The sequence below is a fragment of the Halopseudomonas pelagia CL-AP6 genome (assembly GCF_000410875.1).
GTDB lineage: Bacteria > Pseudomonadota > Gammaproteobacteria > Pseudomonadales > Pseudomonadaceae > Halopseudomonas > Halopseudomonas pelagia.
The window spans coordinates 102409-114225 of the sequence record NZ_AROI01000026.1; the positions used below are offsets into that span (position 1 = coordinate 102409).

Genomic DNA, 11817 nt, shown 5'->3' on the forward strand with positions numbered 1-11817 from the left:
TCGGTGCGGCCAAGGCTTGTAGCGGCAACATATTCTTGCAGAATGCACCCTTATGGGCCCAGGCGTTTATACAACGCAAGACTACCCGGGCTGCACACGCAAACTGGCAATCCAGGCAAGAGCTAACCAGGAAGGTGGCATCTCCGGCCAATCATCCGCGCCTAAACCTTCCAGGGTGTAATTGATCACACCTGCTCTGGCCAATAGCCGATCATGCCACCAGCTTAAATAAAAGCCATTACCGATCTGTTCGCCAGCCAGCTCGGCGCGCAAGCGCATGGGCAATGAGGTGAACAACAGCTCGTCAATCGCCTTGCGTATCTGCTGTTCATTCTCCAGGTAAGCTGTCGCGGCAATCGCTGGCAGATCAAGCTGGCGTGCCAATATCACCAACTGCGCAGCATATTCACGATGACTGTGCAGCGGATCCAGTTGGCAACGCCAATCCAGCTGCAGACGCTCCACCGCTTCCACCAGCGTAAGCACTCCAGCGCAAGGCGCGTCCAGCAAAGCCGCCAGCCAGCGCCGCTGAGGCAGCGCTGTGCGCTCGAGGAGCAATGCCAGTTCGGCACTGCTTGACCCACTGCGCGGCTGCCAATCACCTAGATTCCCCTCGGGAATCTGTAACATCCGCTCGCAGCGTTGCGGCCATGGAGCAGGCATTAGTTGCGTCTTGAGTGCCTGCCAGTGCAGCAGCAGCCGGTCACGCCTGACGGCTAACCAGCGCTCCGTCAGCCAGCGCACCCGGCTCTTATAAGCTGTCATCGGACTTACGCCCTAAACGCGTACGAATGCCCTGGATGATTCCGCGGTTGTCTTCCGCCAGGCTGGTCTGGTCGGCAAGCGGCGCAGCGCGGCATAGGTCCAGGGTGAAATGACCCAGCCGGGAACTGTAGAGCCCTATGCCAATGCCCTGGCCGATGCGTGCGGCGAGCTTTTCCAACATGCCCGAAAGCAAGCTGTCACTGAGCGCGCCAATGGCCATTTCACTGCCGCCAGCCAGGGCGATGTTGCGCAGCACATGCCGGGCAAGCCGCCAACGACCCAACTGCCCCATCGGCAGCCCGTAGCAGATTGCCACGCGCTGCATCATGCGGATATTGCGCCAGACTACCAATAACAAGTCTACCGACACCCAGGGGCTGGTAGCGACCAGCATGCCGGTACTGATCGACTCATTGCGGATCATGCGCCGAGCCTGGATATCCAGTACTTGGTAGAACTGCAGATTCAAGCGCCGCGTTACTTCCTGCGCACTATGCGACTGATCAAGTCCCGCGCAGACATCAGCCATGCTTGCGGCCAAGGGGGTATCCCGATACAGCGTCTGTAGCCGATCCAACCAGTCCACGGCGAGGCGTTCGGCTGGGTCGGCCAGCGCCTCGCGCATCTCCTGGCGCAACTGCTCCAAGGCTGTCAGCCGCTGACGCTGCTGCCTCAGCGCGCGCCAGCTAAGCAATCCGGTACTTGCCAACCCAAGCCCCAGCGCACCCAGCAAGCCACCAGCAAGTGGATTCCAGGCAAAAGCCTCAAGCGTCCAGCGGCTCCATTCCAGCACGGCGCCACCTACAACGACGGCAAGCACAAGTTTCCCCATGCGCGCAGGCCAACGACTGGCAGGAGGCGCATTCAAAGTTCCCGGCAATGGCATGTCACTCAAGATCTCGCGGGGGGTGACCTGTTCCAGCGATTCATCCAGCACCTTGACGTCATCAAGCGGCCGATCCGGCGCTGGCTCCCAAGTTTCCAAAATGCGTGGCGGTTCAATTGTCGGCTTGTGGGTCATGGTTGTGCGCCCTCGAGAATCCAGCTCACCAGATCGTCCATGCGATAGTGCGGGAACGGCTTATTGCGATGCAGACCAGCCGGCGGCCGCAACTGCAACAACGAGGGGCCTTTGAGCTGTAAATCCAGGGGCAGGTGCTCGGGAATGCTTGCTGGCTGATAGCGAATAAACGCCGTTTGCCCAACCAGCCCGCCAATCATTGTCTCTCCATCCTGCTCTGCGGCGCGCACCGCCGCCAATGGAAAACCCTGGACCTGCACTCCTCCATGGCGGACTTCAGACAGGCTATCGGTTACCAGGTCTTCCAGGCATTGTTGCAGTGCTCGTTGCTGGCTTGGGGCGACCTGGTCGACCTTGGTTGCACAGACCGCCATGCGCGCAATGCGCGGTTTAAACAGCCGCTGGAACAAGCTGTTGTGGCCATATCTGAAACTGCCCAGTACAGCCTCCAGCGCCAGCTGCAAGTCGTGCAGAGCAGCTTGCCCGGCTTGCATCGGCGCGAGCATGTCGACCAGCAATATTTGCCGGTCTAGCCGACTGAAATGTTGCTCGTAGAAACCTTTCACCACAAAATCGCGATAATAATCGAAGCGTTCCCGACACTGCTCCCACCAACTGCCAGCCTCACCCTGACTGTATTGATTGGCACTCAGCAAGGGCACAAACATCAGCATCTGCGGGGCTATGCCACTGCCAGGCAACATAAAGCGGCCCGGTTGATTGCGTGAAAGCCCTGCCTCACTGCGGCAGCGTAATAAAAAATCTGTCCATTCCTGAGTCAACTGCTGCACAAGCGCCTGATCACAAGGCGCCGCCGGATCGATAGCCAACAAACGTTCACGCAGACTTCCGGCCAGGCTGGCACGCGGCTCGGCGTCCAGCAATGCGCGCATCTGCTCATTCCACTGGCCAAAGGTCATGCCTAGCAGCGGCAAATCCAGCAGCCACTCGCCAGGATAATCGAGCAACTCCAGGCGTACATGACGCTGCCCCTGCAAGCTTTTCAGCAGCCCTTCAGGGCGGAACTGCAAATCGATTACTACCCGCGACAGATCAGAGGTCGACAACGGCCATTGCGGCGGTTGGCCCGAGAGCGCTCCCAGCGCCTGCAGATAGGCAAAAGGCTGCTCTACCTGCTCGCGCTGCCAGCGCACGGACAACAGTCGATCAAATGGCCTGCGCCGAGACAGCAGACCACGCTGGTGATTTTCCAGCTGATTGATCAGACTGGTGATAAAAGTGGTCTTGCCGGCACCACTCAATCCGGTGACGCCAACGCGGACGGTCTGGCCACCCAAACGCGCAGCTTGCTGCTGTACCTGTTTGAGCCAGCTCACATTTTTTACTGCAACCATGCAGGCACTCCGCAAATCATTTAAGGTCTATGCTCTTTGGCAGTATCGCACAGTCCACTCATTCAATAGAGGTTGGCCACATGGCCTATTCAGACACGCACAGCAAAGGTATCGGTTATTTACTCTGGATTTTCGGATTCATGGGCGCACATCGCTTTTACTATGGCAAACCCATTACCGGGACCATTTGGTTTTTTACTCTGGGGTTGTTCTTCATTGGCTGGATCGTCGATCTGTTTCTGATCCCTTCGATGGATGCCCAGGCAGACCGGCGTTTTCGCAGCGGTCCGGTCAACTTCAATCTTACCTGGGTGTTATTGACCTTTCTCGGCATCTTCGGCGCTCATCGCCTATACATGGGCAAATGGATCACTGCGATTATCTACTTCTTCACTGGCGGCCTGTTCCTGCTCGGGGTGCTCTACGATTACTGGACACTCAATGAGCAGATATCGACGCGCAATATGCAGCGCGAATGGTGACGAACACCTGAAGACTGCGCAGGCTTTCAGATTAAGATAAACTTGCGCCCCCTCAGCAACGCACCCAGGTAGTTATCGTGGAGATATTCAAGGAGTTCACCTTCGAGGCGGCGCACCGGCTGCCGCATGTACCGCACGGCCACAAGTGCGGGCGCCTGCATGGGCATTCCTTTATGGTGGCCATTCATATCAGCGGCGAACCGGATGCGCACAGCGGTTGGATTCGTGATTTTTCTGAATTGAAGGCAATCTTCAAGCCGCTGTACGAACAACTGGACCACAACTATCTGAACGACATTCCTGGTCTGGACAATCCAACCAGCGAGGTCCTGGCCAAGTGGATATGGCGCGAGCTAAAGCCGCTGCTGCCCGAGCTATGCCAGATCACCATCCGTGAGACCTGCACCAGCGGTTGCGTATATCGCGGCGATTGATCGGCACCAGCAAATATACCGGCAGCAGCTGTACCAGCAAAAAGTATACCGGCTAAAAAGATCGAGCTCTGCGTTAAGCGTTACTCACACTTTGCCAGCCGCGCCTCGATCAGAAAGGCAATTTCTTCAGTCGACTCTAGCACCGGGCGAGCACTGGATTCGACCCGCGCCTGAATCAATGCGCCTTCGATGGCGGCGATGGCAAGTTGCGCAAGCCGTCTGGCGGTTTCCCTATCGGCACCCTGGCGTTCCAGCACACCTCTGATTTCAGCGGCCCACTGATTGAAAGCCTGCTGCCCTGCCGCCGCCATTCGCGGGGACTGTGGCGTCGTTTCCAGCAGCGTGGTGGCCAACGGGCAGCCATCCTTGAACGCAGAAGCCTCCAGCCAGCCTGCCAGCATGCGTCCGTAAGCGCGCATGACCTCGGCAGCTGAGGGCTGTTCAGCCGCTAGCGTGCGTAGGGTTTGCGATACTACCGACCCCGCGAGCAGCGCCGCCTCCTCGCCCAATTGCTCTTTCCCTTGGGGAAAATAATGATATAGCGAGCCCTTGGGGGCACGACTTTCCTGCAGAATGTCATTGAGCCCAGTCGCCGCGTAGCCACGACGGCGAAACAGCGTGACAGCGGCGTTCAGAATATTACTGCGATGCCTCGACGGTGCGCCCATTTCAGCTCCTACTTGCTGCGGTTCAGGCCGCAGCAAACCGCTTCTGAAGATACTCATCAATGGCTTTGGAGTCGTAAAGCCATGTGGTTCCACCCGCCTCATCAACGCGCAAGCATGGCACTTGAATTTTCCCACCCTGCTCCAGCAGCGTCTGACGGTCCTGCTGGTTATTCTTGGCGTCGCGCAGCGTCACCGGCAGGTTGAGCTTGTGCAACGTGCGCCTTGTTTTGACGCAAAAAGGGCAGGCGCGAAATTGATAGAGACTCATGGCAGCCGCGGCCCGCTCCACATCGGCCTGATCCTCCGCTGAACGCTTCATTTTGGCGGGGCGGGTCAAAAAATCGACAAAAATGATCAGATTTCCCAATCCATTGCGAAGTGCTTTTACAATCATGACTTATCCTGTTGTGTGTTGGGCAATACAGTAAACTGCCGACCGCGACGATAACATGCAACGACCCTGGACATCCGGAACCTGCAATGAATCCACATGATCTACCCCTGCTGCTTGAGCGCCAGATGCCCTATGGCAAATACAAGGGCCGGATAATCGCCGACCTGCCTGGCCACTATCTCAACTGGTTCGCCCGTGAAGGCTTCCCCCGCGGTGAAATAGGACGACTGCTTGCGCTCATGCAGGAGATCGACCACAACGGACTGTCCTATCTACTTGATCCGCTCAGAAACGCACAGCAAGCCAGGCCGCGAGGGCCGCAGCACTGATTCAGATCGGGTCATTACGGTACAGCAACTCATCAGGCAGGTGCACCAGATAGTCGTCTTCCTGAGGCGGCATCTGCAGGTGGTAGCCCTGCTGTTCAAGATTGCGCAGTACACTATGGATATCTTCACGGGCGAGCTTGCGCTCTGGAGTGAGGACCAGGTCCATGGACAACTCGGGTTTACCAAAAAACTGCATCAGAGCTGCGGGCAATTCAGTCAGATCTTTTTTGCGTGGCACATACAGGTACATGCCATCCTTGCGCTTGCTGCGGTAAATCGAACACATGACTTTCATGCAAGCTGCTCTCTTCCATTGGCCACGGCCAGTAGTTCGTCGCCCATCAGGGCGCGCCGCCAACCGCTAAGTTCATCTGGCAGTTGGTATGGGCCGCCCGGGTGACCGGTACGCACCAGCGCTTCAAGATGCTTCTTGCGCAGCATCAGCTCTTCAGCCATGCCCAGCTTCACGGCATGCCGCTGGCCGACTTTGCGCAAGGCCTTGAGTAATTTATTGGCGTCTGCAGGTAGCGGTTCTTGCAGACGTTCGGGCCAATCAGCTTCGGGCACTGCCTGCCCCGCGCGGATAAGCTCAAGAATAGCCTGGCCATCCTGTCGCACGCTGCGCGGGTGCATATCTTCAATGCGCGACAGCGCTTGCAGGTTATCTGGCTGACGCTGGGCCAGCGGACACAGCGTTTTTTCCCGTAGCAGCCGATTCCGCGCTTGATCCCGTTGACGCGATTCGCGCTCGCGCCAACTGGCCAGTAGCTTGAGGATCGCCAGCTCGGAGGGCTTCAAACGCCAGGCCTGCTTGATGTTCAGATAGGCCGTTTCCGGCTCCTGAACACGACCCGCAGTACTGACCAGTTCGGCGCTGTCTTCCAACAACCAGGCAGTCAAGCCGGCCGCCTCGATCCGCGGCCCGAGCAGTTGATAAAGCTCGGCGAGATGCAGCGCATCGGCGGCGGCGTAGGTCACCTGATCGTTGCTGAGGGGGCGCTGCAGCCAATTGGAGCGGGTTTCAGCGTTGGACAGCTCGATATTCAACAACGCCTTGACCAGACGTGAATAGCCCATCGAGAAATCCATGCCCAGATAGGCCGCGGCCATCTGCGTATCGAACAAAGGCGCCGGCGCCACGCCACAGAGCTTCATAAACACTTCAAGGTCTTCACTGCACGCGTGCAGCACCTTGAGCACCGTCGGGCTCTGCAGCAGAGCCACCAGCGGCGACCAATCGCTGATCGCCAAGGGGTCGATAAGGTAGGCGCTGGTGCCATCGCCGATCTGGATCAGGCCGGCAATCGGAAAGAACGTCTCGGTCCGTTCAAACTCGGTATCAACAGCGACATAGGGCAGCTCAAGCCAACGCGCGCACCAATATGCCAGATCGGCGTCATGATCAATCATCAAGGGGTCAGGTAGTGCGCTCGTCATAGGTAACTCTCGCTCATATTCAGCGCCTGAGTATACCTGATCGGCCACCGAAACGCGGCGCTGACTGCAATTAGCCAGCACGCCTGCCACTCAAGTTTGATCCGTATCAACCGATAACCTGGAAGGACATTTTATAATGACTCTCGTGGGGCACCTGCCTCGGGATAGTACAGGCCTTCAGGAGCAGACTGCGTGTTTCTTCAGAACTTGGCGTTAAAGTACAAATTTTGGGCCGTGAACTCAGTCGCCTTTATCACCACCTTGTTGCTGGTACTGGCAGCGCTCTGGGTCGAACAACGCAGTCTGCAGGAGCAGCGCGAGCAGTTCGCTGGCGTTTTACTGACCGCAAATGCGACTGATCTGCCACAAACGCTTGGCCTGACACGCCTGCCGGTTGCTGCTCGCCATGCGAGTCTTATGCCTACTGGGGTTGCTCAAGCTGTGTGGACGCCAGCTGAGGAGCTGGATGAGGCCGATGCTAGCCAGTTCAGCGGCGTCTGGTCTGGCAGGCAGGATGATCAACTGCATCTGCTCGGCGTCGAGCGGATTTCCTATCTGGAATTGCTCATAGCGCGTGCGCCCTTTTACGCCGTCAGCGTTATGCTGCTAATGGCTCTGCTGCTGGTCGTTTCCCAGTGGCTAATCTCATTCATTACTGGCCATATCGTGGCCCTGCGTGACGTCATGCTCAAGGTACAGGAAAGCGGTGACCTGACATTGCGTGCGCACGCCGACTCCCGCGACGAGGTAGGCTCTATTGCGCGCGCATTCAATGCCATGCAGGCCTCGCAACAAAACATCGTCAGCGCCGTCCGACAGGCTGCCGATCAGTTGGATGAGGGCGCAGCCGATCTGGTGCAAGTCATGGGCTTGATGCGCGATGGCATGATCAGCCAGCAAAGCGAGACCGATATGGTCGCTGCTGCCGCCAATCAAATGAGCGCTACAGTGCAAGACATCGCCAGCAACTCGTCAACCACTCGTGATCAATCACAACAGGCTGACCTACTCGCCCGGCAGGGCCATGAGCAGGTCACACGTGTCAGCCAGACCATCGCCGGATTGGCGACCAGCATAGAACGGTGCACTCAGCATATGGAGCGCCTGCAGGGCAACAGCCAGGATATCAGCGGAGTCGTCAACGTAATCCGCAGCATCGCCGAGCAAACCAACCTGCTCGCGTTGAATGCGGCAATTGAAGCAGCGCGCGCTGGCGAGTCAGGCCGTGGCTTCGCGGTGGTCGCTGACGAAGTCCGTGCCCTGGCGCAACGGGTTCAGCATTCCACTGACGAAATCCAGCGCATGATTGAAGCCTTGCAAAGCGGCACCGCTGACGCGGTGGAGGATATGCAGGCAAGTGCGGCGTTGACTCACGACTCTGTCGAACAGAGCGAAGACGCGGGCCGGGCCCTTAGCGTCATTACTGCTGCGGTCAGTCGGATCCGTGATGGCAACAGTGAGATTGCATCTGCCGTAGAGCAGCAGAGTGAAGCCGCAGAGGCCATTACCCAGAGTGTTGTGCAAATACGCGATGTGACCGAGAAAACAGTGACACAGACCCTAGTCAGCGCCACGACCAGTGAACGGCTGGCCACCCTGGCGAAAACGCTAAGCAGCTCGGTCAGCCGGCTGAAAACCTGATATCCGCGAGCATGCGCCGATATCAGGCCTGTTGCGCTTACTCCAAGGTAATGCGTTGCTGGTTTTTGGCTAAGGTGGCTTGACCAATACCTTTGACCTGCGCTATCTCGTCGACCGAAGAAAAGGCCCCATTGGCCTCACGGTACTCGACAATAGCCTGAGCTTTTGACTCGCCGACGCCCTGCAATACCTCAGCAATCTCGCTTGCGCTGGCGGTATTGACATTGACGCTGACAAGGGGTGGCTGGCTGGTTTCTGCGAGGGTAGGCAAAGCGAACAGTGAGGCGAAAGACAGACAAACAGCAAGAATGAAATGTTTCATTATAGAACTCCATGTTTTAGTAGGAAATGCCGCAATGCAGGGGATGACTGCAGCAGATCGGTTCCGCTTCCCTGCGGCCAAATCAACTTAAAACACCTTTATCCGAAAATAAAAACCTTTTTGCCCCTAGTGTGAGGCGCTTCTCACTATCACGCTCGCAACGCGGCCAATCCACGCTGCAGATCGGCCTGCAGGTCCGCAACCTCTTCCAGCCCTACCGCGACCCGTATCAAGTTGTCGCGTATGCCGGCGGTAGCACGGGTTTCAGCCGTAAGGCGACCATGGGTGGTGCTCGCCGGATGCGTGATGGTGCTCTTACTATCACCCAGGTTCGCAGTAATGGAGAGTAACTGCGTCGCATCGATAAACCGCCATGCGGCTTCACGCTCGCCGGCGACCTCAAAGCTGACCACCGCCCCAAACGCTTTTTGTTGACGCTTCGCCAGTTCATGCTGGGGATGGCTGGGCAAACCGGCGTAATACACGTGCTCAATACCCGGCTGCTGCTCGAGCCATTCTGCCAGAGCTTGTGCGCTGGCACAGTGAGCCTGCATGCGCAAACGCAGCGTTTCAAGACCCTTGAGGAAGACCCAGGCATTAAAAGGGCTCAAGGTTGGGCCAGCAGTGCGCAGAAAGCCGACGACTTCCTGCATATGCTCGTGGCGCCCGGCTACAACACCGCCAAGACACCGGCCCTGGCCATCAATATATTTGGTTGCCGAGTGAATGATAATGTCGGCGCCCAGCTCCAACGGCTTCTGCAAGGCCGGCGTGCAAAAACAGTTGTCCACCGCCAGCAGAGCGCCCTTGGCGTGAGCTACCTCAGCGAGCCCGCGAATATCTACCAGCTCTGCCAGCGGGTTGGACGGTGACTCTACGAAAAACAGTTTGGTGTTGGCCTTGCACGCAGTTTTCCAGCCATTCAGATCAGAGAGCACGACATAATCGACCTCGACACCGAACCGCTTGAAATATTTATCGAACAGGCTGACGGTCGCGCCGAACACGCTACGTGAGACCAGAATGTGATCACCGGCGGAGCACAGGCTCATGACCATGGCCATGATCGCCGCCATGCCTGAGGCGGTCGCGACGGCTTGCTCAGCGCCTTCTAGCGCAGCCATCCGCTCCTCGAAGGTGCGCACGGTGGGGTTCATATAGCGCGAGTAAACGTTCCCCTTGGCCTCACCAGCAAAGCACGCTGCCGCATCGGCAGCACTGCGAAAGACATAGCTTGAGGTCAAAAACAAAGCTTCGCCATGCTCCGCCTCTGGCCCGCGACGCTGTCCTGCGCGTACCGCCAAGGTATCAAAACCCGCTTCGCTCAGATCGCTATCCAGGCGACCCGCATCCCATTCTATAGTCATGGCTGATTCTCTTTCAGCGAGCTGGCAGCCCGGCTCACGCCAGGCCACCACCTGCAGTTATGCTTACTCAGTTGTTATGCAACTCTATGACCGCATTGCCCTGATCGCCCGTGGTCATGGCCGCATCGTTGCGAGCACGTTCGATCTTGCCAAGATAGGCTTCGTTCACGTCGCCAGTGATGTAGTCGCCGTCGAATACCGAGCAATCAAAGCGCGTCAGCTTAGGATTCCCTTCGCTCACGGCGTCGACCAGATCATGCAGGTCCTGGTAGATCAGCCAGTCAGCGCCAATCAATTCGGCCACTTCCTCGGTGGTGCGGTTGTGTGCGATCAGTTCATGCACGCTGGGCATATCGATGCCATACACATTCGGGTAGCGCACCGCAGGAGCCGCCGAGCAGAAGTAGACTTGCTTGGCACCGGCTTCACGCGCCATCTGAATAATCTGTTTGCAAGTCGTCCCGCGGACGATGGAGTCATCCACCAGCAACACGTTCTTACCACGAAACTCAAGCTCAATGGCATTGAGTTTCTGCCTCACGGACTTCTTGCGCGCAGCCTGCCCGGGCATGATGAAGGTACGCCCTATATAGCGGTTCTTGACGAACCCTTCGCGGAACTTGACGCCCAGATGATTGGCCAGCTCAACCGCGGAGGTGCGGCTGGTGTCCGGGATCGGAATCACCACATCAATACCGTGGTCGGGGTTGTCGCGGAGAATTTTCTCGGCCAGCTTTTCCCCCATGCGCAACCGCGCCTTATAGACCAGCACATTGTCGATCATTGAATCCGGGCGAGCCAGATAGACATGCTCGAAGATGCACGGCGAATATTGCGGGTTATCAGCACACTGACGAGTATACAACTCGCCCTTGGCGGTAATGTAGACCGCTTCACCTGGTTCCAGATCGCGAATCAGATCAAAGCCCAGCACGTCCAGCGAGACACTTTCCGATGCGATCATGTATTCAACGCCGTTCTCGGTATCACGCTTGCCAAATACGATAGGACGAATGGCATTCGGATCGCGGAAACCGACAATGCCGTAGCCAGTGACCATCGCGATCGCCGCATAACCACCGACACAACGCTTGTGCACCGCCTGTACGGCGTCGAAAATATCTTCCTGGCTAGGCTGCAGCTTGCCGCAACGGGCCAGCTCATGAGCGAAAACGTTGAGCAGCACTTCCGAGTCGGAATTGGTATTGACGTGGCGCAGGTCTGACTCGTAGATCTCCCGCGATAACTGCTCGACATTGGTCAGGTTGCCGTTATGCGCCAACGTGATGCCATAGGGCGAGTTGACATAGAACGGTTGTGCTTCAGCCGAGCTGGAAGAGCCGGCTGTCGGGTAACGCACGTGGCCAATACCCATATTGCCAATCAGACGCTGCATGTGCCGCTGGTGGAAAACATCCCTCACCAGGCCATTATCCTTGCGCAGGTAGAGTCGTCCATGGTCACAGGTTACGATGCCGGCGGCGTCCTGGCCGCGATGCTGCAGGACTGTCAGGGCATCATAGAGCGCCTGATTGACGTTCGCTTTGCCCACTATGCCAACAATGCCACACATGCCTAAACACCTTTTCGTCTATGGATACA

Annotated in this window: 14 protein-coding genes; 4 read left to right on the forward strand and 10 right to left on the reverse strand. The window is 57.4% G+C overall.

Annotated elements, in window-relative coordinates:
- Positions 1–81: 81 nt before the first annotated feature.
- The 3 genes from K787_RS0117880 to K787_RS23625 are packed head-to-tail and all read right to left on the reverse strand — an operon-like array spanning position 82 to position 3141.
- Entirely contained in the window at positions 82–765 is a 684-nt protein-coding gene (locus tag K787_RS0117880) for a hypothetical protein (protein WP_022964188.1), read from the reverse strand.
- Positions 752–1786, reverse strand: a complete 1035-nt coding sequence (locus K787_RS24405; RefSeq protein ID WP_022964189.1) for a TIGR01620 family protein — start codon at positions 1784–1786, stop codon at positions 752–754. Before K787_RS24405 ends, K787_RS0117880 begins: the two co-directional genes overlap by 14 nt.
- The gene (locus K787_RS23625; RefSeq protein ID WP_022964190.1) at positions 1783–3141 is read right to left on the reverse strand and encodes a YcjX family protein; all 1359 of its coding nucleotides are present in this window, start codon (positions 3139–3141) and stop codon (positions 1783–1785) included. The genes K787_RS24405 and K787_RS23625 overlap by 4 nt, the downstream gene beginning before the upstream one ends.
- Before the next feature lie 80 nt (positions 3142–3221).
- Between K787_RS23625 and K787_RS0117895 the strand changes: the two genes are divergently transcribed.
- Both K787_RS0117895 and queD read left to right on the forward strand, forming a co-directional pair.
- Complete coding sequence (locus K787_RS0117895; RefSeq protein ID WP_022964191.1) at positions 3222–3623, forward strand: NINE protein; 402 nt, start codon at positions 3222–3224, stop codon at positions 3621–3623.
- Between the two features lie 77 nt (positions 3624–3700).
- Complete coding sequence (gene queD / locus K787_RS0117900) at positions 3701–4057, forward strand: 6-carboxytetrahydropterin synthase QueD (protein ID WP_022964192.1); 357 nt, start codon at positions 3701–3703, stop codon at positions 4055–4057.
- A gap of 80 nt (positions 4058–4137) precedes the next feature.
- Here the strand turns inward: queD and K787_RS0117905 are convergent, their stop codons facing one another.
- Both K787_RS0117905 and K787_RS0117910 read right to left on the reverse strand, forming a co-directional pair.
- Positions 4138–4725, reverse strand: a complete 588-nt coding sequence (locus K787_RS0117905; RefSeq protein WP_022964193.1) for a TetR/AcrR family transcriptional regulator — start codon at positions 4723–4725, stop codon at positions 4138–4140.
- Between the two features lie 22 nt (positions 4726–4747).
- The gene (locus K787_RS0117910) at positions 4748–5119 is read right to left on the reverse strand and encodes a glutathione S-transferase N-terminal domain-containing protein (protein WP_022964194.1); all 372 of its coding nucleotides are present in this window, start codon (positions 5117–5119) and stop codon (positions 4748–4750) included.
- Positions 5120–5205: 86 nt separating this feature from the next.
- On the opposite strand from K787_RS0117910, the gene K787_RS0117915 reads away from it, so the two are divergent.
- Positions 5206–5448, forward strand: a complete 243-nt coding sequence (locus tag K787_RS0117915) for a DUF3820 family protein (RefSeq protein ID WP_022964195.1) — start codon at positions 5206–5208, stop codon at positions 5446–5448.
- A gap of 1 nt (position 5449) precedes the next feature.
- Here the strand turns inward: K787_RS0117915 and K787_RS0117920 are convergent, their stop codons facing one another.
- Together K787_RS0117920 and rnd are read right to left on the reverse strand one after the other, a co-directional pair.
- Entirely contained in the window at positions 5450–5743 is a 294-nt protein-coding gene (locus K787_RS0117920) for a YcgL domain-containing protein (RefSeq protein ID WP_022964196.1), read from the reverse strand.
- Complete coding sequence (gene rnd / locus K787_RS0117925; RefSeq protein WP_235801956.1) at positions 5740–6885, reverse strand: ribonuclease D; 1146 nt, start codon at positions 6883–6885, stop codon at positions 5740–5742. The genes K787_RS0117920 and rnd overlap by 4 nt, the downstream gene beginning before the upstream one ends.
- 192 nt (positions 6886–7077) lie before the next feature.
- Between rnd and K787_RS0117930 the strand changes: the two genes are divergently transcribed.
- Positions 7078–8526: a methyl-accepting chemotaxis protein gene (locus K787_RS0117930; RefSeq protein WP_022964198.1), complete on the forward strand. Its 1449-nt coding sequence runs from the start codon at positions 7078–7080 to the stop codon at positions 8524–8526.
- Positions 8527–8563: 37 nt separating this feature from the next.
- Here the strand turns inward: K787_RS0117930 and K787_RS0117935 are convergent, their stop codons facing one another.
- The 3 genes from K787_RS0117935 to purF form a co-directional block, all read right to left on the reverse strand.
- Positions 8564–8848, reverse strand: a complete 285-nt coding sequence (locus tag K787_RS0117935) for a ComEA family DNA-binding protein (RefSeq protein ID WP_022964199.1) — start codon at positions 8846–8848, stop codon at positions 8564–8566.
- Positions 8849–8997: 149 nt separating this feature from the next.
- Positions 8998–10215, reverse strand: a complete 1218-nt coding sequence (locus K787_RS0117940; RefSeq protein WP_022964200.1) for an O-succinylhomoserine sulfhydrylase — start codon at positions 10213–10215, stop codon at positions 8998–9000.
- Positions 10216–10282: 67 nt separating this feature from the next.
- Complete coding sequence (gene purF, locus K787_RS0117945; RefSeq protein WP_022964201.1) at positions 10283–11788, reverse strand: amidophosphoribosyltransferase; 1506 nt, start codon at positions 11786–11788, stop codon at positions 10283–10285.
- Between the last annotated feature and the right edge of the window lie 29 nt (positions 11789–11817).